Raw genomic sequence first — 24762 nt, forward strand, 5'->3', positions numbered from 1 at the left:
TTGCGCTCGCCGCAAAACTCGTCGCAAAAGAGGACACCATGACTCTCAACAAGTTCAATCTGCCCGATGTGGGCGAAGGCCTCACCGAGGCGGAAATCGTGGCCTGGAAGGTCAAGCCCGGTGACACCGTGGCCGTTAACGACGTCCTGTGTGAGATCGAAACCGCCAAGTCACTCGTTGAACTGCCGTCCCCGTTTGCTGGCACCGTCACCGAACTGCTGGTCACCGAAGGCGTCACTATCGACGTCGGAACGGCCATCATCAGTGTCTCGGATGCCGTCTCCGGTGACCCCACCCCCGCCGACGTCCCTGCTCCGGCCGCACCGGTCCAGCCGCTGTACGGCAAGCTTCCAGCGGACGACGGCGACGCTTCCGGTGGTGCCCCGGCCGGCGGTCCGCTGGTGGGATCGGGTCCCAAGGCGGACGCCGTCAAGCGCCGCCCCCGGAAAACGGCTCCGGCCGCTGCCCTGTCGGTGAACGACCCCGAGGTCGAGCCTGTCCAGCCCCACACGCTGGCCGAAGTCTTCGCAGGGAGGCAAGGGAATGCGGCAGGCGCCGGTGGCCGGGCACTGGGCCAAACCGCCGGCGTCGATACCCGGCCCACCCTCGGCGGAACCATCACCGGCCTGGTGAACCGGGTCCTCGCCAAGCCGCCGGTGCGCAAAATCGCCCGCGACCTGGGCATCGACCTCGCCGATGTGGTGGCCACAGGCTTCCGCGGCGAAGTGACGCGCGAGGACCTGGTCAGCTACCAGGCCCAGCGTGACGCCGAACATGACCAAGCCGAAGGTTTCTGGGGCAAGGCCGGCAAGCCGCAGGACCAGCGGATAGAACGCATTCCCGTCAAGGGCGTCCGCAAGGCAACGGCCAAGGCCATGGTGGAATCGGCTTTCGCGGCTCCGCACGTGAGCATCTTCGTTGATGTCGACGCCAGCCGCACCATGGAATTCGTCAAGCGGCTCAAGGCCTCACGCGACTTCGAGGGCATCAAGGTTTCACCGCTGCTGATCCTTGCCAAAGCGGTGATCTGGGCCGCGGCCCGGAACCCCAGCGTCAACGCCACGTGGGTGGACAACGTGGACGGGACGGACGCCGCCGAAATCCAGGTCAAGCACTACATGAACCTCGGCATCGCGGCAGCGACTCCCCGCGGGCTCATGGTGCCAAACATCAAGGACGCACAGGATCTCTCGCTCAAAGAGCTGGCGCTGGCCCTGAACAACCTGGCAACCACAGCACGCGCAGGCAAAACCCGGCCCGCCGAGATGCAGGGTGGCACGCTAACCATCACCAACATTGGTGCGCTGGGAATCGACACCGGAACGCCCATCATCAACCCCGGCGAAGTGGCCATCGTGGCCTTCGGAACCATCAAGCAGAAGCCCTGGGTGCTGGACGGGGAGGTCATCCCGCGCTGGATCACCACCCTGGGCGGCTCCTTCGACCACAGGGTGGTAGACGGTGACCTGTCCGCCCGGTTCATGGCCGACGTCGCGGCGATCCTCGAGGAGCCGGCGCTGCTTCTTGACTAGGGATTCCAGAGCACCGGGCCCGGCGGCGATTCGTGCCAAAAACCGGGCCGCCAGGTGGCTGACCGAGGCGTTCCAGCCGCCGGTCGTGGTGACGCTGCAATTACTCATCAGTCCCGTGATCGAGCCGGGTTTCCCGGGGACTATTGGCTATGGAGCACTGGCTGCCCTCTTTGTCTGTGTGCTGCCATTGTTCCTGCTGCTCATCCTCGTGCGGCTGGGCAAGGTCACGGACCACCACGTCAGCGACCGGCACCAGCGGGCGCCCGTGCTGCTGATGGCGCTGGCCTCCGTCATCGCCGGGTTGGTGGTGTTGGCCGCTGTCGGGTCGCCGCGCAGCGTCGTGGTGATGGTGCTCGGGATCGTGGCAGGCATCGTTGTGCTGGCCGCCGTCAGCCCGTTCTGGAAGATCAGCGGGCACGCGGCCGCAGTGTCGTCGGCGGCAGTCATCACCGTGCTGATGCTCGGTCCGGTGTGGCTGCCGCTGCTGGTGCTGATACCCGCCGTCGGTTGGTCCAGAGTCGTCCTGCGGGCGCACACACTCGCGCAGGTGGTGGCGGGCTCCCTGTTCGGCGGCCTGGTGATGGCCGGACTGTGGGTGCTCCTGCGGGGCTGGCTCCTCTAGCCGCCGCCCGCGCCGCCGTCAGTACGCGTAGGCGGAGTAAGCCGTGAGCATTTCGACCATTTCGGGGTTCCCGGCCCACGTTTCGTGCAGGGCAGTGGACGCTCCGAAGAGCAGGCCACCGAGGATCACGGCGACGGTGGTGATGCCGGCAAAAAACTTCCAGTCCTCGCGCATGACGCTGCGGATGGTGTCCGGCAGGCGGAGGTTCGGTGCGATGAGGTTGGGTGCGCTGTCCACGGAGCCGTCATCCAGGAGCGCAATGACCCGGCCGGCGCCGCGGTCAACGCGCATTGAGCAGATGTGGTTGCCGTGGCGGGCGAGGAGGATGTCGTGGCCAACAAGTTGGCGGCGCTGAAGAGTAAGCAAGGGGCCCCTTTTGCTGAAGTGGAGAGTGGTTGTCCGCTCCGTTGAGGGCACTTCCATTTTATCGCCCGGGGCTGGCCGAATCTGGCCTAAAAGGGGTGAGAACGGACACCATGCACGGCCCCTCAGGACGGTGCATGGTGTCCGGTGGCTGGTCAGTCGGCGTCGTAGGTGTTGGCGATGTAGACGTCGCAGGTTGCGTTGTGCGCCACGCTGTTGGCGACGCTGCCGAGCACGCGGCCTATGCCGCGCATTCGGCGGTTTCCCACCACGATCATGCGGGCGCCCAGGCGTTCGGCTTCGTTGATGAGGGCTTCTGCCGGCTTGCCGCGGGCGGCAGAGTAGGTCACCGCAACGGTGCCGGCGAGGGATTCTGCCACGGTTTTGGCCACCTGCTCGGCCCCGTCGGCGTCGGAAACGATCCATCGATCGCTGCCTGAGCCGAAAACTTCGGTGCGGTCGCTGTCGAACGCTGAGACCACGTGCAGCGAGGCGCCGGTGGCGACTGCCAGATCCCGGGCCGATTCGGCAGCCTTCTTGGCAGTTCCGCTGCCGTCAACGCCGACAACAATAATTCCGCTCATGCTTTGCACTCCTTGCTAGAGGTGAAGTTGGCCGTACTCAGTCTGGCCTACGTTACAACGCCGCGAGGCTTTCCCGCAGCACGCCGGCCAGTCGTCGGACGCCCTCGTCGATGGCGGCCGGTGGAACCGCGCTGAAGGCCAGCCGCAGCTTGTTGGAGGGTTCATCGGACGGAGTGAAAGCGGCCCCCGGGATAAATACGACGCCGGCGTCGATGGCCTGCTTCAGCAAGGGGTAAGTGTCCACGCCTTCGGGCAGCGTGACCCACACGAAGAAGCCGCCCTCGGGTCTGGTCCAGCTGGCGCCTGGGGGCATGTGTGTTTCGAGGGCGGCCAGCATCGCCGCGCACCGTTCTGCGTAGAGGCCCCGGTAGGTTTCTATCTGGCCCTTCCAGTCGTAGTCCCGCAGGTAGGCGGACACCAGCATCTGGTTAAGCGCCGGCGGGCACAGGGTGACGGACTCCGAGGCCAGGTAGTAGCGCCGCTGGAGGTGTTCAGGCACCAGGGCCCAGCCGATACGCAGGCCCGGGGCAAAGATCTTGGAAAAGGATCCCAGGTAGATCACGTCGGCGGGATTTGCTGCGCGGAGGGGCTCCAGCGGCTGGCCCTGGTAACGGAGGAGTCCGTACGGGTTGTCCTCTAGCACGATAATATTCGCCTTGCGACATATATCGACGACCTGTTGCCTGCGTTCCGCGGCCAACGTAATTCCGGAGGGGTTGTTGAAGTTGGGAATGGTGTAGAGGAGTTTGATCCGTTTGCCGGCGGTCTGAAGCGCCGCGATCTTGGCCTCCAACAGCTCGGGCACCAGGCCGTCGTCGTCCATCTCAACGGTGGCGACCTCCACTTGGTAGGCCTCGAACGTATTCAGGGCTCCCACGTATGTGGGGTTCTCGACCAAAACCACATCCCCGGGATTGCAGAAGACCTTGGTGGCCACGTCCTGGGCTGATTGGGAGCCGGCGGTAATCACCACGTTCCGCGGAAGGGCGTCCAGGATTCCCTCGGCGGCCATCACCTCGCAGATCTGGGTGCGCAGTTCTTCCGTGCCTTGGCCGCCGCCGTATTGCAGGGCGGTCAGGCCGTCGTTGGCGATGATGCCGGCAGCAGTGGCCGCCAAGCGCTCCAAGGGAAGGGACTGCAGGTAGGGGCTGCCCCCGGCGAGGGACACCAGCCCCGGGCGCAGGGAGATGTCGAAAACGTCCCGGACGGCTGATTGCTTAATATTGGCTGCGCGTTCGGAAAAGAGTGCCTCGTGCGGATGGGCCGAGCGGTGGGCGGACGTAGCCGCGCGCTCGATGGCGTCAATGGCTTCGGCTGGAAGCGGCGCTGCTGCTGCGTCAAGCGTTTCGTGGGTCACATCCTCAGGATACAGCCGCGTGTTGCTAATAGGGCAACATCTGTTGCCGAAATGCCGACGGCGTCACTTGAGGCTGAGGGCGTCGGCCAGTCCCGCACCATTGACGTAGACCTCCGCGCGGATGGCGCCGACTGACGCCACCGCGGTTTGCGTGAGCTGGGCCTCGACCCGGGGGACATCGCACACCCCGCCGGCCCGGAGTGCGCCGGCGAGGTAGACCGTAACGGTGTAGCCGTCGAACGTACCGGACAGGAACGTCAGGTTCGAGGCCGACAGGGCGTTGTATAGTCCGGGCGCAGGCTCGGCGGATCCGTCCAGCAAGGCGTTCATGGCGGCGGCCAGCGGTTCGGCCGGGCCTGCAGCAGGCCGGCGGACCCCGGCCAGGCTGTCATTGCAGCCAAAACGCACACCCCTCGCGCCGCCGTCGTCAAGCAGTACGTAGTACGCGGTTACCGGCTTGGAGGTGGCCTGCCCGGCAGGCGGACGCGCGGATGGCATGGCTGGCGGCGGGGCGGAGGCCTCAGATGTCGGCGACGGCTTTGGTGCAATGGAGGCGTTCGCGCCCGGTCCTGCCCCTGCGCCGGGCACCGGAGCGCTGCTGATTCCGGATTCCGAAGCTCCCCCGCGGCCGGTGGGTGCAGCGGACTGTTGCGTCGGGGACTGTTGCGCTGCGGGCGGCGCGGTTCCGGCTTCAGCCGACGCTGCCTCCGGCGGGGGAGGTGCCTGCGGCTGGGGGGCCGGGACGGGAACTGCTCCGGGCGTCTCCGTGGGTTCAATCGCGGTGGCCCCGGCGGGGACGCCACCTCCGGAAGGAGCGGAGCCGGGAGCGCAGGCGCCGAGGCAAAGCGGTAGCGTCAGCGCCGCCGTCGTCGCCGCAAGCCCCCCGGCCCTCCAGATGCCTGCCATGTCCGCCGCGTTCCCATCACCCTGCATGCCGTGCAGTCGTGCAGTTGGCCACCGTGCAGTTGGCCGCTGCACTGTGCGATTAACGCTACGGCGGTCTCCCGGTCTTGAGAATGTCCGACCGGTACCGGTTGGGCCAAGAGTTGGTCACGCTGGCGCCGGCGGAGGCCAGTGCGATAACAAAAACACGTTAGGCAGACGGATGCCCCAGGCACCTTGCGGTGTCCGGGGCATCGTGGTGGCAATATCGCCGGCTCGCGCCAGCGGCAGCCTTACGCTGCGGGCTGGGCTGCCGGCCGTGCTGCGGTGATCGCGTCGAAGACGCCCTTGATCTGCTCGACAACCTCGGCGTCGTCCTTCGGGTGCAGTTCTGCGAACCGGACCATGGAGCCGGGGACAGCCAGCTTGACGTCCTCCAGGACCTGGGCGCCGGCGATGCCGACAGCCTTGCGGGCTTCGTCCTGGGCCCACACGCCGCCGAACTGGCCAAATGCGGTACCGACGACGGCGGTGGGCTTGCCGGAGAGCGCGCCGGCGCCGAAGGGGCGGGACAGCCAGTCGATGGCGTTCTTCAGGGACGCCGGAACGGTTCCGTTGTGCTCCGGGGTCACCAGGAGGACGGTGTCGGCTTCGTTGGCAGCAGCGCGAAGGGCGGCGGCGGCAGCGGGGACCTGGCCCTCGACGTCGATGTCCTCGTTGTAGAACGGGATGTTGCCCAGGCTTTCGTGGATGACAACGTCAACCTGGTCAGGAGCGTTGAGCTGAATGGCCTCTGCCAGCTTCTGGTTCGTGGATCCGGCGCGCAGGCTGCCAACAAGGGTAAGGACGGTGCTCTTTGACATGCGAACTCCTGTAGTCGGGCCGGGGCTGGGCCGTCGGCCGGTGGAAGGGGGCTTTGTTGCCTCTGAGGACTAAACGGACCGCGGTCCGATTATTATTCCCAGCGGCTAGGATGTGGACTGTGACTTACATCCCACTGCTGCCCGGAATGCTGGCCGGCCCCGCCGCTGAGCGGAGTGATGCGGCGCGGAACCGGGAGCGTCTGTTGGGTGCGGCGCGCGAACTGATCGCAGAATGCGGTGTGGACGCCCTCACCATGGACGGGCTGGCCGAGCGGGCCGGGGTGGGCAAGGGAACCGTCTTCCGCAGGTTCGGCAGCCGGACCGGCCTGATGATGACCTTGCTTAGCGATTCCGAAGCCGCGTTCCAGGCCCGGTTTATGTTTGGTCCGCCACCGCTGGGCCCCGGGGCTCGAGGCCTGGAGCGGCTGATCGCGTTTGGCTCGGCGCGGATCGCGTACGTCCTGGAGCATGGGGATCTGGTGCGCGCTGCTGAGAGTTCAGCGCAGAGCAGGTATGAAGTGCCGGCGGCACTGCTGTGGCAGCGCCACGTCGAAGTCCTGCTGCGGGATGAAGGCATGCAGGCGGACCCTGCACTGATGGCCATGACGCTCATTTCCACCCTTGACCCGGAGCGGCTGCTGCATGCCGTCCGGGTGCAGGGGTTGGCGCCCGAGCGCCTCACGTCCACGTGGCGTGAACTTGTCACGCGTGTTGTCGGCGGCCGTTAGAATAGCCACATTCGCGGTCATCGTCCAGTCAAATCGCTTCCCCTGAATTATTCATAACGATCTGATACGGGGCCGGCGGTTTCCGGGAATTGGCGCCTTTCCCGGCCCGTCTATGTGGTAGTTTCCTCTGGAATGTGACCCGCAACATAGTCCACTACCCGGGCATGCCTGCGACGGTCGCTGGAGGCCAGCGATGCGCTGGTGGACACCCGGGAGCCGCGAGACCCGCGGGGTGGCCGGGAAATCGGAAGGATCTGGAACATGGATGCAGTCAAGGCAAACACTCCGTTGCCAACCCGGGGCTATCTGTTGGGATGTTCTTGCGCAGTCCAGGCGGCGGCCTCGAGCCTGAAGTAGACGCCATATGCTCCGGTACCTTGCCAAACGCGGCATCACTTACGTTTTTATGATCTTCCTGACCACTTCGGCCGGATACTTCCTGGCGGTCAGTTCCCTCAAGCCGGCCCTCCTGGAACAGGAGCGGATTCCCCGCCCCACCCCGGAGCAGGTCGCCAATTCCATGCGCCTAAAGGGGCTGGACCCGGATCTCAATCCATGGGAACGCTACGTTGATTGGCTTACCGGGATCGTCACGCGGTGGGATTGGGGACGCAGCCCCAACGGCGCTTTCATCAATGCCGAGTTCGGCGACCGCGTCTGGATCTCCACCAGGCTGTTCCTCGCTGCCATCATCCTGACGCTCGTCATCGGCGTCGCCCTCGGTGTCTACTCGGCCGCCCGCCAGTACAAGTTCCAGGACCGGGTGATCACCTCCTACAGCTACCTCGCGTACATCGTGCCTGCACCCATCGCGTACTTCCTGGTGCAGCTCGGCGCCATCAACATCAACGAGACCGTCGGTCAGCGCATCTTCTTCGTCACCGGCATCTCCACGCCGGGCATGGCAGGAGGATGGGCGCAGTTCGTTGACATGCTGGCGCACTATGCGGTGCCTACCATCGCCATCACGCTGGTGGGGTGGGGTTCGTACCAGATCGCGCAGCGGCAGTACCTGCTGGACAACGTCAACGCAGACTTTGTCCGCACCGCCCGGGCCAAGGGGCTGACCCGCAACCAGGCCATTTCCCGGCATGCCCTCCGGGTCTCCTTCATCCCCGTGGCCCAAAGCATTGCTTTCACCGTCCCGGCCATTTTCGCCGGCGGCTTCTTCGCCGAGAAGATCTTTGCCTGGCCCGGCGTGGGCTCGTGGAGCATTGACTCCATTGCGCTGCAGGACGTCAACGCCGCAACGGCCACCCTGGCCTACGGCTCGGTCATTTTTGCCATCGGTGCCATCCTCGCGGACTTCGCCACCACGCTTGTTGACCCGAGAGTGCGGGTGCAGTAGCCATGACCAACCTCAACGCCGTTGATGCGGCAGCCGTCGCGCAGGACGCCCACCTGGAGAGCGCCGACGCGGTAATCGCCAAGTCCACCATCATCTTCCGCCGTTTCATGCGGAACAGGACGGCCGTCGCAGGTCTGGCGATCTTCCTGGCCCTGACCGTCTTCTCCTTCGTCGGCGGCTTTTTCACGCCGTGGAACAAAGAATCCATCGACCCCTTCAACATTGGCATGCCGCCCTCCATGGACCACTTCCTGGGCACCTCCCAGGCAGGCATCGATCTTTACGCCATGACCGTGGAGGGGACCCGCATCTCCATCCTCATCGGCCTGATTGTGGGCCTCGTGTCCGTCCTGATCGCGGCCGTGTACGGCTGCACCATGGCCTACTTCGGCGGCAAAGTGGACAAGGTGATGCTCTTCTTCCTGGAGGCGCTCATCATGATGCCGGCCCTGCTGGTGGTGGCAGTAGCCACCAGCGGCGGCGGTGACACGCTGAAAAAGAACCTCCCCAGCTGGCTCCTGCTGATCATCGTGCTCCTGGTCTTCAGCTGGATGGGCACGGCCAGGCTGATCCGCTCGCTGTCCATGTCGCTCATGCAGCGTGACTTCGTCAAGGCCGCCCAGTACATGGGCGTCCCGCCCCGCAGGATCGTCTGGCGGCACCTGGTTCCCAACATCGGTTCGCTGCTTGTCCTGGACATCACGCGCGGCGTCACTGGCGCCATTCTCGCGGAGGTGGCCTTCTCCTTCATCGGCATCGGCATCAAGGTTCCCGATGTCAGCCTGGGCGTGCTGATCGGCGGGGCCACGTCCCAGGTCCAGACCTTTCCCTGGATGTTCTGGGTTCCGCTGACGGTGATGTTCCTGCTCACGGGATCCCTGGCGATGATGAACGATGGCCTGCGTGACGCGTTCGACCCCAGCTCCAGTTCCGTTGGCCGGGCGAAAAAGAAGAGCGGACAGAGGACCGGCAAATGAGCAACGAAACCACCATCGGACCGGCTGACCCGGCCGGGGCAACAGCCGAGCGGCTGCACATCGCAGGCCTCCACTCGCCGTCGGACGCTGTGCTGTCCGTCCGGGACCTGAACGTCAGCTTCAACTCCGAAAACGGCTCAGTGCACGCTGTCCGCGGCGTTGACTTCGACCTGATGCCCGGCAAGACCCTGGGGATCGTGGGGGAGTCCGGTTCCGGCAAGTCGGTCACGTCACTGGCCGTCATGGGCCTGCTGCCGTCCACCGCGGAGATCTCCGGCTCCGTCCGGCTCAAGGGGCAGGAACTGCTGGGCCTGAGCGACAAGGCCATGTGCGCCCACCGCGGCAACGACATCGCCATGGTGTTCCAGGACCCGCTGTCCTCCCTGACCCCGGTCTACACGGTGGGAGCCCAGATCACCGAGGCCCTCACCATCCACAACCCCGGCATGAGCAAACTGGCAAAGGAAGCCCGCGCCGTCGAACTGCTGGCCATGGTGGGCATCCCCAGTCCGAAGAACCGGCTCAAGGCCTTCCCGCACGAGTTCTCCGGCGGCATGCGCCAGCGCGTGATGATCGCCATCGCCATCGCCAACAACCCGCGGGTGCTGATCGCGGATGAGCCGACGACGGCCCTGGACGTCACCATCCAGGCCCAGGTGCTTGAAGTGCTGCATACCGCGCAGGAGGAGACGGGCGCCGCCGTCGTGATGATCACGCACGATCTTGGCGTGGTGGCTGGAATCGCCGATGACATCATGGTCATGTACGCGGGAAAGCCGGTGGAAACCGGCAGCGTGGACGACATCTACTACAATCCCCGGATGCCCTACACCATGGGCCTGCTCGGGGCTGTCCCCAGGGTCGACGTGGCGGAGAAATCCTCGCTAGTGCCGATCGACGGCATCCCGCCCAACCTGCTCCACACCCCCACCGGCTGCTCCTTCGCCCCCCGGTGCCCGCTGGTGACCGACGCCTGCCTGACCGGGGAACCCCCGCTGCTGCCGGCCGCCGGCGACGCCGCGCACAAGGCGGCCTGCATCAGGTCAGAAGAACTCGGCGGAGATGTCAACGTCCTCGAGATCTTCTCGGCGCCGCCGGTTTCCGTGTCCCGGTTTGACGCCATCCCCCGCGGCGAACGCTCGACTGTCCTGGAACTCAAGGACGTCCGGAAGCACTTCCCGCTGACCAAGGGCGCCCTCCTCAAGCGGCGCATCGGCACGGTGAAAGCTGTGGACGGCCTGAGCTTCGACATCCGGGAGGGCGAGTGCTTCTCCATCGTGGGGGAGTCCGGCTCCGGGAAAACCACCACCCTCCTGGAAATCATGGAGTTCCACAAGGACCAGGACGGCGAGGTGGTCATCGGCGGGATTAGCAACAAGCAGGCCGTCGATGCCAAGGCCAAGGGCGCCATGCGCAGGGAGATGCAGATGGTCTTCCAGGACCCCACGGGGGCGCTGGATCCCCGCTTCACGGTTTATGAGGTCCTGTCCGAACCGCTCCAGACCGCGGGCATGGACAAGAAGGCCATCAGGAAGCGCATCATGGAACTGATGAAGCTCGTGGGGCTGCAGCCAGACCACGTCAACCGCTTCCCCAACCAGTTCTCCGGTGGCCAGCGCCAGCGGGTGGGCATTGCCCGGGCCCTCGCCGTGAACCCGAAACTGGTGGTCCTGGACGAACCCGTGTCCGCGCTGGACGTGTCCGTGCAGGCCGGTGTCATCAACCTGCTGGACAAGCTCCGCGCCGAACTCGGCCTCAGCTACCTCATGGTGGCGCACGATCTCTCGGTGGTCCGGCACATTTCCAACCGGGTGGCAGTGATGTACCTCGGCAAGATTGTGGAAATCGGCGAGGTGCATCGGGTCTTTGACAACCCCCGCCACCCGTACACCCGGGCCCTGCTGTCCGCCATCCCCGTTCCGGACCCGCAGTTCGAGCGCACCAGGGAGCGGATCATCCTGAAGGGCGACCTCCCGTCCCCGCTGGATGCACCCAAGGGCTGCAACTTTGCCACCCGGTGCCCCGTTTTCGCGGCGCTTCCCGCGGCGAAGCAGGAAAAGTGCCTTACCCTTGAGCCGCCGCTCGAAGCGGTCCGGCCATCGCAGGCAGTGCAGGTCCTGGAAGCCGGCCCCGCGGCTGCCCTGGACCAGCAGTTCGCCTGCTTCTTCCCGGACGGCGAACTGGACGAGGACATGCTGGTGGTCCACGAAACAGCGGACCCCCATGCGCCCTAGGTTTTACATACCCATCACAAGCACCACCCGCACCTATGAAGGGAAAACTATGAGGAATCTGACCAGGATCGGCGGAGCCGCGGCCATTGCCGCAGCCCTGACGCTGACGGCCTGTGGCGGTGGGGGCACCCCCACCGGCCCGGAAACGGCCAAGGGGCAGGAATCGGGCAGCGATCTGTCCAAGCTCATCAGCATCAACGAAAAGCCAGCCGCAGATCTTGAGCAGGGCGGCAAGGTCACCCTGCCGCTGGGCAACATTGGGCCGGACTTCAACGGCTTCTCCAATAACGGCAACAGCTCCGACAACTCGGCGTTGATGGCCTCGATCAACCCCGTTGCCGTGACGGGCGGCGGCATCGGCGGCTGCTGGAAGGTCGACTTCGAGGGCAAGTCCACCCCCAACAAGGACTTCTGCGAGTCCGTGGACAGCAAGGTGGTGGACGGCAAGCAGACCATCACCATCAAGGTCAATGACAAGGCCACCTTTAACGACGGCACCCCGATTGATGTCAAGACCTTCCAGAACACGTGGAACGTCCTGAAGAGCCCGGATGCCGGCTACGACATTGTCAGCTCCGGTGCCTACGAATTTGTTGAGTCTGTGGAGGCGGGCAGCAGCCCCAAGGAAGTCATCGTCAAGCTCAAGCAGCCGGTATACCCGCTGGACGCGCTCTTCTTTGGCCTGATTCACCCGGCAGTGAACACCCCGGCAATCTTCAACGAAGGTTTCTCCGGTGAAATGCATCCGGAGTGGATGGCCGGTCCGTTCAAGGTGGAGCAGTACGACACCGCAGCCAAGACGGTTAGCCTGGTTCCCAACGACAAGTGGTGGGGCGCCAAACCGGTCCTTGAAAAAGTAGTGTTCCGCCAGCTTGAGACCAGCGCCCAGATCGCGGCCTTCAAAAACGGCGAGATTGACGCAATGTCAGCAAACACGATTTCCCTTTACAAGCAGCTTGAGGGCACCAAGGACTCCGACATCCGCCGCGGCCAGCGGCTTTTCGCCGGCGGCATGAACATCAACGCTCAGCGAATTTCGGACGTGGCCGTCCGCAAGGCGATCTTCGCGGCCGTGGACCGTGAGGCCCTCCGCAAGGTGCGCTTCAACGGGCTGAACTGGGAGGAGCCCAGCTCCGGTTCCATGATGCTGTTGCCCTTCTCCGCCTACTACCAGGACAACTACCCCGTCAAGGAAACCGGCCCGGACGCTGCCAAGAAGGTCCTCACCGACGCCGGCTACACCGCAAACGCCAGCGGAATTATGGAGAAGGACGGCAAGCCGGCGGCCTTCAAGATCAGCAACTTCGGCGACGACCCCACCACCCTGGCCTTCGCGCAGACCCTCCAGAACCAGCTCAAGGCCGGCGGCATGGACGTGGGAATCGACCAGCGCGCCTCCGCTGACTTCGGCAAGGTCCTGGGCGCCCGCGAGTTCGATTTGAGCATCTCCGGCTACACGGTTGGACCGGACGCCACCGACGCCGTCAAGCAGTACTACGACTCCAAGGTCAACGAGAACAAGCTGGGCGACCCTGAACTGGATAAGAAGATCGCCGATCTGGCCTCCATCGAGGACAACGCTGCCCGCAACAAGGCAGCGATGGACGTCGAGAAGGAGCACATGGCGAAGTACTTCTCCATGGGTGTGGTGATGAACGGCCCGCAGATCTCGTTCGTCCGCACCGGCCTGGCCAACTATGGCCCGTCCCTGTTCCAGAGCCTGTCCCAGGTTCCGGACTGGAGCACGCTGGGCTGGCAGAAGAAGTAACGCTCTCTCACTTAACGTGGGTTTTTCCCCAACGCTCTCTCACTCCCGGCCCGTCATCCGCGGGGAGTGAGAGAGCGTTTGGTCTTAAGGCACATTAACTGCGAGAGCGTCCGGGGTACGGTACTGCCTATGACCTCGACTGAACCTGAACGCACCATCCGGACCGCCGTCGTCGGCTATGGCCTCTCGGGGAGCGTCTTCCATGCGCCGCTCATTGCCGCGGACCCCCGCTACTCGCTCGACATTATTGCCACGTCCGACGCCGGCCGGCAGGCTGCGGCGACACAGCGGTACCCGGGCGTCAAAACAGTGCGCGACGCCGATGATGTCCTTGAGCAGGCCGGTGACCTTGACCTCGTGGTGCTGGGGACCCCGCCCGCCACCCATTTTCCGCTCGCGAAGGCGGCGCTGGAGGCTGGCCTTGACGTGGTGGTGGACAAGCCGTTCGCCGTCACCAGCGCCCAGGGCCAGGAACTGATCGCCTTGGCCGAGGAGCTGCGCCGGGTACTCACGGTATTCCACAACCGGCGCTGGGACGGCGACTTCCTGACGGTCCGCAAACTCCTGGCCGGGGGAGTGTTGGGCGAAGTGGCGCGCTTCGAGTCCAGCTTCGAGCGCTGGCAACCGGCGGTTTCCAAGGCCTGGAAGGCCAGTGCCACGGCGGCGGACGGCGGCGGTGTGTTGTTCGACCTGGGTACGCACCTGATCGATCAGGCGCTGCAGCTGTTCGGCCCGGCGTCGGTGGTGCACACTGAGCTTCAGATCCGCCGTCCCGGGGGGAAGTCCGACGATGACGCGTTCGTGGTCTTGCGGCACGAGTCGGGCGTCCTCAGCCACCTGGCGATGAATATGCTGTGCGCCCAGCAGGGACCGCGGTTCCGCATGCTGGGATCGGCCGGTGGCTTCACCAAGCATGGCGTGGACCCCCAGGAGCCGTACATCGTGGCCGGCGGCGGGCCGCTTGACGCAGAATACGGTGTTGAGGCGCCGGAACGGGCTGGAGTGCTGGGCCGCGACGGCCACCTGGACGCTCTGCCGACGGAGCGAGGCGCCTACCCGGAGTTCTACCGGATCCTCGCAGCAAAAATCGCCGACGGGGGCACGGCCTCCGCACTGCCCCTCCCGGTAGGCCCAGCAGACGCCGTCGAGACCCTAAAAATAATAGAAGAGGCCCGGGCGCTGGCTTAGCGTCCCCGGTGGTCGACCTGGCCGACGCCTGTTCTGTAATAACTCAACCCTGGAACGTCGAAACGGCAGCCATCCAGAAAGCGTGCGTCAGAGCGATGAAGGAGCAGCACGCGTTGGATGACTGCCGTTCCGACGGCAGACTAGGGGCTAGGCCGAAACGAGCTCGTGCCAGTCCGCGACGAGGGGCAGGTTGTGGGCCTCGGAGACGGAGTGGTGTGCCACGTGGCCGCCGGCGATGTTGAGGCCGGCGGCGAGGGCGGAATCGCGGTCGAAGGCGGTCCTGACACCCAGGTTGGCCAGTGCCACGGCGTAGCGGAGGGTGACGTTGGTCAGCGCGTACGTTGAGGTGTTGGGCACGGCGCCGGGCATGTTGGCCACGCAGTAGAAGATGGTGTTGTGCACCTTGTACGTGGGTTCCTGGTGCGTGGTGGGGTGCGTGTCCTCGAAGCAGCCGCCCTGGTCCACGGCGATGTCCACCAGCACGGAGCCTGGCTTCATCCGGGAGACGAGCTCGTTGCTGACCAGCTTGGGGGCCTTGGCGCCGGGGATCAGGACGGAGCCGATCACCAGGTCCGCGTCCACCACTGACTTTTCGATCTCGTACTTGTTCGATGCCACGGTCTTGAGCCGGCCGGCATACTGGGCGTCGAGTTCGCGGAGGCGGTTGATGTTGATGTCCAAGATGGTCACGTCAGCGCCCAGGCCMAGGGCCATGGCCGCGGCGTTGGTGCCGGCGACGCCGGCGCCAAGGACAACCACCTTGGCCGGGCGGACGCCCGGAACGCCGCCGAGGAGAACGCCCTTGCCGCCTGCCGGTGCCATCAGGGATGTGGCGCCCACCTGCACGGAAAGGCGTCCGGCCACCTCAGACATCGGGGCCAGCAGCGGCAGCGTGCGGCCTTCCTGGACCGTCTCGTACGCGATGGCGGTGACGCCGGAGTTGATGAGCTCCTGGGTCAGTTCCGGCTCGGCGGCGAGGTGGAGGTAGGTGAACAGGATCAGGCCCTTGCGGAAGCGGTGGTACTCGGCCTTGATCGGTTCCTTGACCTTCATGACCATGTCRGCGCGKGCCCAGACGTCRTCGGCSTCGGCCACGATCTCTGCGCCGGCGATCGCGTATTCCTCATCCGTGATCCCCGAACCAAGTCCTGCGCCGCGCTCAACCAATACGGTGTGGCCGTGCGTGCGGAACTCGTTAACGCCAGCGGCAGTGATGGCGACGCGGAATTCGTTGTTCTTGATCTCTTTGGGGACACCGATGATCATTTTGGGCTCCATGTTCTCGGACCGGATATGTCCGAAATTGCGGGGAAGGTTGTGATTCAAGAATAAATCCGGCTGTGATCCAGCTGACAGCGATCCTGAGTCCCGGGCCCGCACCTTCCGCGTCATTCCGGGGATTTTGGATTTCATGATTCGACAAATGTTTAGCGTGAGGGCGTCAGGTGTCGCCTCGTGTTCGTTCGCCCGGAGAACCCGTGGGGCAGTAGTGTTAGCCCATGCAGCAGGATGTGGAAGAACTGGTGGAGCAGGTGGCCCAGAAACTTGGGCGCGGGCTTTCGCTGGAAGACCTGGACGGCCTCCTGCTCGCCTACAGCTCCAATCAGTCCCACGCGGACCAGGTCCGGGTGAACTTCCTGTTGAGCAAAAGGGTGCCGGCGGACGTCAGTGCATGGCAGTTGTCCCATGGCATCGCCACAGCGGTCCGCCCGGTAGTGATCCCGGCCAATGCTGACCTGGGCATGCTGGGCCGGGTGTGCGTTCCCTTGACGGTGCGCGGCTTCCGTGTGGGCTACCTCTGGGTGCAGCAGGACTCGGCGGAGGAGAACCCGGCGGCGATCGTCTCCCAGCTGCCGGCGGTGACCCGGGAGATCGAGTTGCTTTCGGGCCTGCTCCTGGATTCCAACACGGCAGAGTCTGAGTTCAGGCGTGGCCGTGAACGTGAATTCCTGGCGGCCTGCTCCGGCGACGCCAACGCGGTGGCCGCCGTGGCGGGCTGGAAGGAAATCCAAGGCAAGGGTCCGTGGCAGGTGGTGACGGTCCTTGACGCCGATGGCTGGGCTGGCGGCCCGGACCCCATTGCGTCCACGCTGATTCACAGCTCGGCAGCCCTGCAGGCCACGGTGGGGGTGGATATGGCGCTGTTCAGCGCGGGCACGGAAACCCACTCCGTGGTGCTGTTCAGCGAGTCCGTGGGACGCGCCAACCATGCCCAGGTCCTGGTCCATTACCAACTTGAGCTGGCCAAACGCTCCGGCCGGCCGGTGCACCGAATCATCCTGGGCATCAGTGAGGGGTTTGCGCGGCCGCGCGAGCTAGCCGAGGCCTACAGGCAGTCGCGGCAGGCAACACAGGCGGCCGCCGTTGATCCCCAGCTCGGCGAACTGGTGGACTGCCGGGCCACGGGCGTCTACCAGCTGCTGGCATCAGCCGGCGGCGGAGCCAGCGCCTGGACGGACACCGGGTCCGTCTACGTCCGGATGTTGGAGGACCACGACCGGAACAATGAGCTCCTCCCGGTCCTGGAGCTCATTTACGACAACGACGGCTCCGTCCAGGACGTAGCCACCAAACTTCATCTTCACCGCAGCAGCGTCTACAACCGGCTGGGCCGCATCCGCCAGCTTCTCGGCGTGGACCCGCTGAAGGGCATGCCCCGGCTGGAACTCCACGCCGCGTTGAAGATGCGCCGCTGGGCGGCTCGTCCCCGGATTTAGCTGGTTTTGGCGGCCTGCCTGGGCGGATTGGGCTGGCCGGCCTGCTTCGCCTGCTCGCCGTGCTTCTGCTGCTCGAGCCAGGCCATGATGGCGGCCAGCCTGATCCGGCGGTGCGTGCCGCGGTACTCCACCGGAATCTCGCCGCGATCGGTCATGTTGCGCAGATATGTGTGGCTAATTCCGGCGAGTTCGGCGGCCTGGGAGGTGGTGAGCATTTCCTCCACGCTGCTTACCGTCACCGCTTCGCCGCGGCCGAACCGGCTGAGGAGATCGACGACGGCGTCCCTCGCCTGGGGTGTCAGCCGGTGGACAGTGCCGTCCACGAAGACGGTGATGTCGTGGCCGCCGTCCAGTGCCTGCCGCAGTTTGTTTGCATCCTCCGCCGGCAGGCCGGCAGTCATCCGGGGAGCTATCAGTGCCATGCCCCCACCCTAACCGGCACCAGCCGGCGCCGGCGGTATGCTCGCTGGGTGAAACTTAGTGGTGGCAGGGACATCGAAGCCGGCGGTCTGACCGGCCGGCTATACTCTTCCGTGGCGCCTAACGCCGAGGCATCCCGCCGGACCTTTGTCCTGCTGCACGGGATCGGCGTTTCCCACCGGTACTTGGCGCGACTGCACCGGGAGCTGACCATGACGGCCAACGTCTACTCGTTTGACCTCCCGGGATTCGGTGACGCGCCGAGGCCCACGCGCCAGGTGCCGGTGGGTGAGTACGCGGCTTTTGTCGGTGCTGCGCTTTCGGACGCGGGTGTGACGTCCTGCGTGGTGGTCGGTCACTCCATGGGCACCCAGCACGCCGTTGAACTCTCCCTCCAGGAACCCGAACTCGTGGCCGGAGCAGTGCTGATGGGCCCGGTAGTGGACCCACGCCGCAAGTCGGTTGCCCGGCAGGCGCTGGCACTAACCCGCGATGCCATGTTCAGTGAGAGCCTGTCCGCGAATGCACTGGTCTTTTCCGACTACTTCCGGGCTGGTCCCCGCTGGTACCTCACCGAGTTGCCCGTGATGATGCAGTATCCCCTGGAGGCCCGGGTTCCGGGAATCAACCAGCCGCTGCTGGTGCTACGTGGCAGCAAGGATCCCGTGGCCGGCCGCCAGTGGTGCCAGCGGCTCGCAGCCCAGGCGCCGCAAGGCAGCCTCACCGAGATTCCGGGCCATGGCCACGTTTTCCAGCACACCGCCACGGGGCCGACCGCGGAAGCGATCACCAGCTGGGCGAGGACCGTGGGCGGCTTCGGCATCTCCGCCTGACGCGCATCGCCTGAAGCGCATAGCCTGACGCTGACCGCCTTGGGTGAGCGCCGGCGTCGTGCTCTTTTCGGGGCGCCGAGCTATTCGGCGTCGAGGTCCGTTTCCAGGAGCTTCACCAACGAATCCAGCGCCGCGTCGGCGCCGTCACCTTCTGCCCGCAGCACCACCACGTCGCCTTTGGCCGCGCCAAGCGTCATAAGGGACAGGATGCTGGAAGCGTCCAGTGCATCGTCTGCCGGTTCGCCCTGCATGGCAATGGTGACTTCCACTCCTGCGTCCCCGGCGGCCTCGGCGAAGAGTGCGGCGGGGCGGGCGTGCAGGCCGGAGCGGCTGGCAATGGTGGCGATGCGTTCGGGCATGGTTCCTCCTGGTTGGTGCTTGGTGGTGGTTGGCAAACGGCGCGGTGCCGGAGCGCTCTGCTTAGAGCCCCAGCTCTTCGAGGACGGGAAGTTTCGCCCGCACCCAGGCGCGGGCCTCGGTGGCGCTCGGCGCGGACAGTGCGAGCTTGGCCAGTTCCTGCGCCTCGGCGAGAGTGACCGTCTTCAGGACCGCCGCCACGGCGGCGAGGGACCGCGCGGTCATGGACAGTGTGTTGACTCCCAGCCCGGTGAGGACGACGGCGAGTGCGGGGTCAGCGGCAGCCTCACCGCAGACGCCCACGGGCTTGTTGTTGCCTTCCGCGCGGGATCCTTCCACCGTGAGCCCCACCAGACGGAGGACGGCCGGCTGCCACGGGGTGTTCAGATTGGCGAGCGGGCCCAGCTGCCGGTCTGCGGCCATGGCGTACTGCGTGAGGTCGTTGGTGCCGAGGCTGGCGAAACCCACCTCGCGAAGGATGGATTCGGCGGTGAGCGCGGCGGACGGAACCTCCACCATGACGCCGGGTGTCCTGATGCCGGCGTCTGCGCACATGGCGGCAAAGCGGGCGGCCTCTTCGGCTGTGGAGATCATGGGCGCCATGACCCAGACGTCCGCTTCGGACTGCTTCTCCGCCAGTGCGATTGCTTCCAGCTGGCGGTCCAGAACGCCGGGGGTGGTGAAGTCCGTGCGGTAGCCGCGGACGCCGAGTGCCGGGTTGGGCTCTGTTGCGTCGGTCAGGAAGGGAAGCGGTTTGTCGGCGCCGGCGTCGAGCGTGCGCAGGACCACCTTTTTGCCCGGGAAGGCGTCAAAGACGCTCTTGTAGGCAGCGGCCTGCTCTTCAACGCTGGGCTCGGTGTCGCGTTCCAGGAAGCAGAACTCGGTGCGGAACAGCCCCACACCCTGGGCCCCCAGCTTCGCGGCAGCTGCCGCGTCCTTGCCGCCGCCGACGTTGGCGAGCAGCGGCACCAGGTGGCCATCCGCCGTCGTGCCCGTGCCGGTGAACTCCGACAGCAGGGAAGCTGTTGCTGCCCACGCCTCCGCTGCGGCACGGAAGGAGGCATCCGGTTCTGACGTGACGCTGCCGGCGGCGCCGTCCACGAATACTTCGGTGCCGTCCGCCAGTTCGTCCACGCCTACTGCGGCAACAACGGCGGGAAGGCCGAGGGAGCGGGCAATGATGGCCGTGTGGGACTGGGGGCCGCCCCCTGCCGTGACGAGTGCAAGGACCTTGTTGGGGTCCAAGGTGGCAGTGTCGGCTGGCGCCAGGTCTTCTGCCACCAGGACGAAGGGTGTGTTGGAGGCGGGAATGCCGGGCGCGGGCACGCCCCGGAGTGCGGCCACGATGCGGGCGCGGACGTCCAGGACGTCGGTAGCTCTTTCAGCCATGTAGCCGCCGAGGTTGTGGAGCATTTCCGAAACCGAGGCGCCGGACTCCCAGATGGCCCGCTCACTCGAGGTGCCGCGGGCCACAAGTTTGGCTGCGCCCTTGATCAGCATGGTGTCCTTGGCCATCAGCGCCGTCGCTTCCAGGACCGCCTTGCCGTCACCCGTGGCGTGGGCGGCACGGGCCTTCAGTTCGTCGTGCACGGCCTGGGACGCCGTCTTCAGGGCTGCGGTAGCCTCTTCGGCGGAAATGCCGGCAGCCAGTTGCTCGCCAGCGGGTGGTTCGCTGATGGGTTTAGGCATCTGGCGGAGGGTTCCGATGATGCGGCCGGGGCTGACGCCTACTCCTGAAAAGGTCTGCACTGAAGGTCCTCATTCTCTGCCGGTAGCCAGGCGCGCCCCGGAACAGCCCCGGCGCCATGCCGGGGTGCCGCGACTACTGCGTGCGGCGGTGGAAACGTGCCTGAAAAAATTGTATGTGATTCAGTTCATATAGCAATGCTATAGGTGATAGGGTAGCGGCTATGAGTTTGGATGGCCAGCTTCCCCCCAAAATGCGACTGCTCAAAGCAGCTGCAGAGTTGCTGGCAAAATCCGCAGGGGCAGCCGTATCCACCCGCCAGATCACGCAGCTGGCAGGGGTTACGGCGCCCACCCTGTACCACCACTTCGGTGACAAGGAAGGTCTCTTCGACGCCGTCGTCGCCGCAGGTTTTGAGGAATATGTTGCGGGCGAGAGGGATTTCGCCCCGTCCGGACAGCCATTGGAGGACATCCGGCGGATGTGGGACAACCACGTCCAGTTCGGGCTCAAGCAGCCGGAACTCTATTTGGTGATGTTCGGCAATATCCGCCCGGAAAGCCGCCCCGCCATCGTTGCCGATGCCGAGGCGCTGCTGGAGGAAATGCTGACCAAGGCAGCGGCTGCGGGCCAGTTGAATGTCCAGCCACGCGAAGCAGCCAGGTCCATCCTGGCCGCCAACGTAGGCGTGACGCTCATGCTGATAGCGGAGCCCGCCGCCGAACGGAACCTTGAACTGTCCACCATGACCCGGGACGCCATGATCTTTGCGGTGTCCAACGAGCAGGCCGCAGGAACATCCGCCGAAGACTCCGGGAGGTCCTCGGTGGTGGTGGCGGCGATCGCCCTGAACGCAGCGCTCCAGGCATCGCACTCAGACCAGCTTTCAAGCTCGGAACTCAAACTGTTCCTCGAATGGCTCCACCGAATCTCCACCAGCACGTCGTCGTAAACAGTCGTAAATATCGGACCCATCCTGCGCAGCAGCAGGAATGACGGTTAGGAAATCACATGGCAACGCAGACAGTTGCAAAACCCCGCACCAGCGTGCGGGTCGGCGTCCAGAAATTCGGGACGTTCCTGTCCGGAATGATCATGCCCAACATCGGGGCATTCATCGCTTGGGGCCTCATCACCGCCCTCTTCATCGAGAAGGGCTGGATCCCGGTGCCCGGGTTGGGAGGCTTCGGCGAAACCGACGGAAAGCCAAACATCGGCCTCGTTGGTCCGATGATCACCTACCTGCTGCCACTCCTGATCGCCTACACCGGTGGCCGGATGGTCTATGACGTCCGCGGCGGCGTCGTGGGAGCCATTGGCACCATGGGCGTCATCGTCGGCGCCGGCATCCCGATGTTCATCGGTGCCATGATCATGGGCCCCCTCGGCGGCTGGACCATGAAGAAGATCGACTCCCTCTGGGACGGTAAAATCCGGCCCGGCTTCGAAATGCTGGTGAACAACTTCTCAGCCGGCATCTGGGGTGCGTTCTTGGCCATGATTGGTTTCTACGGCATCTCCCCGCTGGTGCAGGCTTTCAGTACGGGCGCCGGAAATGTGGTGCAGTTCCTGGTGAACAACGGCCTGCTCCCGCTCACCAGCATCTTTATCGAGCCGGCCAAGGTGCTTTTCCTGAACAACGCCATCAACCATGGGGTGCTGACCCCGCTGGGCATCCAGCAATCACTCGAACAGGGCAAGTCCATCCTGTTCCTGCTTGAGGCAAACCCCGGCCCCGGCCTGGGCATCCTGCTGGCGTACACGTTCTTCGGCAAGGGTGTGGCCAAGGCATCGGCTCCCGGCGCGGCCCTCATCCACTTCGTCGGCGGCATTCACGAAATCTACTTCCCGTACGTGCTGATGCGCCCGCTGCTGATCCTGGCCGCGATCGCTGGCGGAATGACCGGTATTGCCACCTTGTCCATCACCGGCTCCGGGCTTGTTGCGCCGGCAGCCCCTGGCTCGATCCTCGCCGTGCTCGCCCAGACGTCCCGTGACAGCTACGTCGGGGTGATCCTCGCGGTGATTCTTGCCACCACGGTTTCCTTCCTGGTGGCCTCAGTGATCCTGAAGACCACCAAGCACAGCGACGAGACTGACCTTACCGATGCAACGTCCAAGATGGAGGCCATGAAGGGCAAAAAGAGCTCGGTCTCCTCAGTCCTGACGGGCGCCGGTGCAGGCGGCGGCGTGGGAACGGCCGTGCTGGCCGGTCCGGTGCGGAACATCGTGTTCGCGTGCGACGCCGGAATGGGCTCCAGCGCCATGGGCGCCTCGGTGCTGCGGAACAAGATCAAGGCTGCCGGGTTCCCGGAGATCAAGGTCACCAATGCAGCCATCGCCAACCTCAGCGACACGTACGACGTTGTGATCACCCACCAGGACCTCACCGAACGGGCCAAACCAGCCACCTCGAGTGCGGTGCACTTCTCCGTGGACAACTTCATGAACAGCCCCCGGTACGACGAGATCGTGGAGCTGGTCAGGGAAAGCAACGCGCCGGAAGCCGGCAGCGAGGCTGACATGGCCGGAGCCGGAACAGCCGGCGCCGCCGCAGCGGCGGGCCATGGAGCGCACGTGGCCGACGTCCCGGTTGACGCAACACCTGCCGCTAACAGCGGTACTGCACCAGCCGCTGCACCGCCGTCGGACATCCTCGTGGCGGACAGTGTCATCCTCAACGGCCGCGCCACCAGCCGCGACGCCGCCATCGATGAAGCGGGCCGGCTCCTGCTGGAGCGCGGCGCCGTGGACGAGGACTACATCGCAGCGATGCACGAACGTGAAGAGTCCGTGTCCACCTACATGGGCAGCTTCCTGGCGATCCCGCACGGCACCAACGCCGCCAAGGACCACATCATGAAGTCCGCGGTCTCAGTCATCCGCTACCCCGATGGCATCGACTGGAACGGCAAGCAGGTGAAGTTCGTGGTGGGCGTGGCCGGCATCAACAATGAGCACCTCCAGATCCTGTCCTCCATCGCCAAGGTCTTCACCAACAAGGCCCAGGTGGCCCAGCTCGAGGCAGCGACGTCCGTCGAAGAAGTCCTGGACCTGTTCGGAAAGGTCAACGCATAGTGAAGGCCGTACATTTTGGCGCCGGGAACATCGGCCGCGGGTTTGTCGGGCTGCTGCTGCACCAGGCCGGGTATGAGCTGGTGTTCGCCGACGTCGTGGATGCCCTCATTGACCAGCTGGCTGCAGCGGACAGCTATAACGTCAACGAGGTGGGGGAGAACCCCACAGTCCGGACTGTGGACAATTTTCGGGCGCTCAATTCAGCCACCCAGGAAGCGGATCTGGTGCAGGAAATCGCGACGGCGGACATCGTCACCACCGCCGTGGGCCCGCACATCCTGAAGTTCGTGGCGCCTGCCATCACCAAGGGCATTGCCGCGCGCGAGGTCGGGCTGGCGCCGTTGCAGGTCATGGCCTGCGAAAACGCCATCAACGCCACGGACATCCTGCGGACCGAAGTGGCCGCGCTCTGGGACGACGCCGCCGGCTCGCTGGACTCCATGGCGGTGTTTGCGAACACCGCCGTGGACCGGATCGTGCCTAACCAGGAACCCGGTCAGGGCTTGGATGTCACGGTGGAGACGTTCTACGAGTGGGTCATCGACCGGACCGCCTTTGGCGATGCGGCGCCGGTGATTCCGGGTGCCACCTTCGTGGACGAGCTCTCGCCGTACATCGAACGGAAGCTCTTCACCGTGAACACCGGGCACGCTTCTGCGGCGTACTTTGGGTTTGAGGCGGGCCTGGAGAAAATCTCCGATGCCATGGCCGATCAGGATGTTGCAGAGGACGTCCGGGCGGTCCTGGAAGAGACCAAGCAGCTGCTCGTGGCCAAGCACGGCTTCACCAACGATGAGCAGGAGGCCTACGTCCAGAAGATCCTGGTCCGGTTCTCCAACCCGCACCTACCGGATACCGTGACCCGCGTGGGCCGTGCGCCGATGCGGAAACTCGGCCGGCATGAGCGGTTCATCGGCCCGGCTGCTGAGCTGGCCGAGCGGGGCATCGTCCCGGAGGCGCTGCTGGGTGCCATTGCTGCGGCCCTGCGCTTCAACGACCCCGCCGATGCCGAGGCCACCGAACTTGCGCAGGTCTTGGCGTCCTCATCGTCTGCGGATGCCACGGCCCGGATTACGGGGCTGGCGCCCGACCACCCGCTGTTCGCGGCCGTGTCCACTCTGGTGGAGGAGCGGCAGGCGGAAGGGGCAAAGGCCCCGGCCTAAACGCTCTCTCACTCAATGCGGGTTTTCCGGGCACCTTCCCGTAGTTAATGCGGTTTTTGCG

The 24762-nt window shown here is 65.3% G+C and carries 22 protein-coding genes; 13 read left to right on the forward strand and 9 right to left on the reverse strand.

Going from position 1 to position 24762, the window contains the following annotated elements:
- Window positions 1-38: 38 nt before the first annotated feature.
- Both AC1DIM_RS13785 and AC1DIM_RS13790 read left to right on the forward strand, forming a co-directional pair.
- Window positions 39-1532: a dihydrolipoamide acetyltransferase family protein gene (locus AC1DIM_RS13785; protein WP_477711063.1), complete on the forward strand. Its 1494-nt coding sequence runs from the start codon at window positions 39-41 to the stop codon at window positions 1530-1532.
- Window positions 1525-2154: a phosphatase PAP2 family protein gene (locus tag AC1DIM_RS13790; protein ID WP_477711064.1), complete on the forward strand. Its 630-nt coding sequence runs from the start codon at window positions 1525-1527 to the stop codon at window positions 2152-2154. The genes AC1DIM_RS13785 and AC1DIM_RS13790 overlap by 8 nt, the downstream gene beginning before the upstream one ends.
- 18 nt (window positions 2155-2172) lie before the next feature.
- Here AC1DIM_RS13790 and AC1DIM_RS13795 read toward each other — a convergent pair whose 3' ends face one another.
- The 5 genes from AC1DIM_RS13795 to AC1DIM_RS13815 all read right to left on the reverse strand — a co-directional run bounded on the left by AC1DIM_RS13795 (window position 2173) and on the right by AC1DIM_RS13815 (window position 6203).
- Complete coding sequence (locus AC1DIM_RS13795; RefSeq protein WP_477711065.1) at window positions 2173-2520, reverse strand: hypothetical protein; 348 nt, start codon at window positions 2518-2520, stop codon at window positions 2173-2175.
- Window positions 2521-2672: 152 nt separating this feature from the next.
- Window positions 2673-3101 carry a universal stress protein gene (locus AC1DIM_RS13800; RefSeq protein ID WP_477711066.1) on the reverse strand — a complete coding sequence of 143 codons (429 nt, stop codon included), beginning with the start codon at window positions 3099-3101 and terminating at the stop codon, window positions 2673-2675.
- A gap of 52 nt (window positions 3102-3153) precedes the next feature.
- Complete coding sequence (locus tag AC1DIM_RS13805; RefSeq protein ID WP_477711067.1) at window positions 3154-4458, reverse strand: aminotransferase-like domain-containing protein; 1305 nt, start codon at window positions 4456-4458, stop codon at window positions 3154-3156.
- 63 nt (window positions 4459-4521) lie between these two features.
- Window positions 4522-5364, reverse strand: coding sequence for a GerMN domain-containing protein (locus AC1DIM_RS13810; protein ID WP_477711068.1), 843 nt, complete (start codon window positions 5362-5364; stop codon window positions 4522-4524).
- Window positions 5365-5633: 269 nt separating this feature from the next.
- A complete protein-coding gene (locus AC1DIM_RS13815) occupies window positions 5634-6203 on the reverse strand; it encodes an NAD(P)H-dependent oxidoreductase (RefSeq protein WP_477711069.1) in 570 nt (189 codons plus the stop codon).
- A gap of 110 nt (window positions 6204-6313) precedes the next feature.
- On the opposite strand from AC1DIM_RS13815, the gene AC1DIM_RS13820 reads away from it, so the two are divergent.
- From AC1DIM_RS13820 to AC1DIM_RS13845, 6 genes are all read left to right on the forward strand, one after another.
- Window positions 6314-6931: a TetR/AcrR family transcriptional regulator gene (locus AC1DIM_RS13820; RefSeq protein WP_477711070.1), complete on the forward strand. Its 618-nt coding sequence runs from the start codon at window positions 6314-6316 to the stop codon at window positions 6929-6931.
- A gap of 364 nt (window positions 6932-7295) precedes the next feature.
- The gene (locus AC1DIM_RS13825; protein ID WP_477711071.1) at window positions 7296-8279 is read left to right on the forward strand and encodes an ABC transporter permease; all 984 of its coding nucleotides are present in this window, start codon (window positions 7296-7298) and stop codon (window positions 8277-8279) included.
- 2 nt (window positions 8280-8281) lie between these two features.
- Complete coding sequence (locus tag AC1DIM_RS13830) at window positions 8282-9256, forward strand: ABC transporter permease (RefSeq protein WP_477711072.1); 975 nt, start codon at window positions 8282-8284, stop codon at window positions 9254-9256.
- Window positions 9253-11490 (forward strand): ABC transporter ATP-binding protein, encoded by a 2238-nt coding sequence (locus AC1DIM_RS13835; protein ID WP_477711073.1) that lies wholly within the window; start codon window positions 9253-9255, stop codon window positions 11488-11490. Before AC1DIM_RS13830 ends, AC1DIM_RS13835 begins: the two co-directional genes overlap by 4 nt.
- Window positions 11491-11539: 49 nt before the next feature.
- Window positions 11540-13258 carry an ABC transporter family substrate-binding protein gene (locus AC1DIM_RS13840; RefSeq protein ID WP_477711074.1) on the forward strand — a complete coding sequence of 573 codons (1719 nt, stop codon included), beginning with the start codon at window positions 11540-11542 and terminating at the stop codon, window positions 13256-13258.
- 129 nt (window positions 13259-13387) lie between these two features.
- Window positions 13388-14446: a Gfo/Idh/MocA family protein gene (locus AC1DIM_RS13845; protein ID WP_477711075.1), complete on the forward strand. Its 1059-nt coding sequence runs from the start codon at window positions 13388-13390 to the stop codon at window positions 14444-14446.
- A 147-nt stretch (window positions 14447-14593) separates the two neighbouring features.
- Here the strand turns inward: AC1DIM_RS13845 and ald are convergent, their stop codons facing one another.
- Entirely contained in the window at window positions 14594-15712 is a 1119-nt protein-coding gene (gene ald / locus AC1DIM_RS13850) for an alanine dehydrogenase (protein WP_477711076.1), read from the reverse strand.
- A gap of 233 nt (window positions 15713-15945) precedes the next feature.
- On the opposite strand from ald, the gene AC1DIM_RS13855 reads away from it, so the two are divergent.
- On the forward strand, window positions 15946-17163 hold the full coding sequence (locus tag AC1DIM_RS13855; RefSeq protein WP_477711077.1) for a PucR family transcriptional regulator: 1218 nt from the start codon (window positions 15946-15948) through the stop codon (window positions 17161-17163).
- Here the strand turns inward: AC1DIM_RS13855 and AC1DIM_RS13860 are convergent.
- The gene (locus tag AC1DIM_RS13860; RefSeq protein ID WP_477711078.1) at window positions 17160-17585 is read right to left on the reverse strand and encodes a helix-turn-helix domain-containing protein; all 426 of its coding nucleotides are present in this window, start codon (window positions 17583-17585) and stop codon (window positions 17160-17162) included. The genes AC1DIM_RS13855 and AC1DIM_RS13860 overlap by 4 nt on opposite strands.
- Before the next feature lie 48 nt (window positions 17586-17633).
- Here AC1DIM_RS13860 and AC1DIM_RS13865 point away from each other — a divergent pair, with 48 nt between their 5' ends.
- Window positions 17634-18416 carry an alpha/beta fold hydrolase gene (locus AC1DIM_RS13865; RefSeq protein WP_477711079.1) on the forward strand — a complete coding sequence of 261 codons (783 nt, stop codon included), beginning with the start codon at window positions 17634-17636 and terminating at the stop codon, window positions 18414-18416.
- A gap of 80 nt (window positions 18417-18496) precedes the next feature.
- Here the strand turns inward: AC1DIM_RS13865 and AC1DIM_RS13870 are convergent, their stop codons facing one another.
- Both AC1DIM_RS13870 and ptsP read right to left on the reverse strand, forming a co-directional pair.
- Window positions 18497-18775, reverse strand: a complete 279-nt coding sequence (locus AC1DIM_RS13870) for an HPr family phosphocarrier protein (protein WP_477711080.1) — start codon at window positions 18773-18775, stop codon at window positions 18497-18499.
- A 61-nt stretch (window positions 18776-18836) separates the two neighbouring features.
- On the reverse strand, window positions 18837-20522 hold the full coding sequence (ptsP, locus tag AC1DIM_RS13875; protein WP_477711081.1) for a phosphoenolpyruvate--protein phosphotransferase: 1686 nt from the start codon (window positions 20520-20522) through the stop codon (window positions 18837-18839).
- Between the two features lie 161 nt (window positions 20523-20683).
- Between ptsP and AC1DIM_RS13880 the strand changes: the two genes are divergently transcribed.
- Genes AC1DIM_RS13880 through AC1DIM_RS13890 form a run of 3 tightly spaced genes read left to right on the forward strand, consistent with a single transcriptional unit; the run spans window position 20684 to window position 24701 of the window.
- Window positions 20684-21412, forward strand: a complete 729-nt coding sequence (locus AC1DIM_RS13880) for a TetR/AcrR family transcriptional regulator (RefSeq protein WP_477711082.1) — start codon at window positions 20684-20686, stop codon at window positions 21410-21412.
- 59 nt (window positions 21413-21471) lie between these two features.
- A complete protein-coding gene (locus AC1DIM_RS13885) occupies window positions 21472-23538 on the forward strand; it encodes a PTS mannitol transporter subunit IICBA (RefSeq protein WP_477711083.1) in 2067 nt (688 codons plus the stop codon).
- Complete coding sequence (locus tag AC1DIM_RS13890; protein ID WP_477711084.1) at window positions 23538-24701, forward strand: mannitol-1-phosphate 5-dehydrogenase; 1164 nt, start codon at window positions 23538-23540, stop codon at window positions 24699-24701. Before AC1DIM_RS13885 ends, AC1DIM_RS13890 begins: the two co-directional genes overlap by 1 nt.
- The last annotated feature ends 61 nt before the right edge of the window (window positions 24702-24762 follow it).

The organism is Pseudarthrobacter sp. 01T43 (assembly GCF_056398665.1).

Coding starts and splice junctions, on each gene's coding strand:
- AC1DIM_RS13785 (WP_477711063.1), top strand. CDS start 39: ATGACTCTCAACAAGTTCAATCTGCCCGATGTGGGCGAAGGCCTCACC.
- AC1DIM_RS13800 (WP_477711066.1), bottom strand. CDS start 3,101: ATGAGCGGAATTATTGTTGTCGGCGTTGACGGCAGCGGAACTGCCAAG.
- AC1DIM_RS13810 (WP_477711068.1), bottom strand. CDS start 5,364: ATGGCAGGCATCTGGAGGGCCGGGGGGCTTGCGGCGACGACGGCGGCG.
- AC1DIM_RS13815 (WP_477711069.1), bottom strand. CDS start 6,203: ATGTCAAAGAGCACCGTCCTTACCCTTGTTGGCAGCCTGCGCGCCGGA.
- AC1DIM_RS13820 (WP_477711070.1), top strand. CDS start 6,314: ATGTGGACTGTGACTTACATCCCACTGCTGCCCGGAATGCTGGCCGGC.
- AC1DIM_RS13825 (WP_477711071.1), top strand. CDS start 7,296: ATGCTCCGGTACCTTGCCAAACGCGGCATCACTTACGTTTTTATGATC.
- AC1DIM_RS13830 (WP_477711072.1), top strand. CDS start 8,282: ATGACCAACCTCAACGCCGTTGATGCGGCAGCCGTCGCGCAGGACGCC.
- AC1DIM_RS13835 (WP_477711073.1), top strand. CDS start 9,253: ATGAGCAACGAAACCACCATCGGACCGGCTGACCCGGCCGGGGCAACA.
- AC1DIM_RS13840 (WP_477711074.1), top strand. CDS start 11,540: ATGAGGAATCTGACCAGGATCGGCGGAGCCGCGGCCATTGCCGCAGCC.
- AC1DIM_RS13845 (WP_477711075.1), top strand. CDS start 13,388: ATGACCTCGACTGAACCTGAACGCACCATCCGGACCGCCGTCGTCGGC.
- AC1DIM_RS13855 (WP_477711077.1), top strand. CDS start 15,946: ATGCAGCAGGATGTGGAAGAACTGGTGGAGCAGGTGGCCCAGAAACTT.
- AC1DIM_RS13860 (WP_477711078.1), bottom strand. CDS start 17,585: ATGGCACTGATAGCTCCCCGGATGACTGCCGGCCTGCCGGCGGAGGAT.
- AC1DIM_RS13870 (WP_477711080.1), bottom strand. CDS start 18,775: ATGCCCGAACGCATCGCCACCATTGCCAGCCGCTCCGGCCTGCACGCC.
- AC1DIM_RS13880 (WP_477711082.1), top strand. CDS start 20,684: ATGAGTTTGGATGGCCAGCTTCCCCCCAAAATGCGACTGCTCAAAGCA.
- AC1DIM_RS13885 (WP_477711083.1), top strand. CDS start 21,472: ATGGCAACGCAGACAGTTGCAAAACCCCGCACCAGCGTGCGGGTCGGC.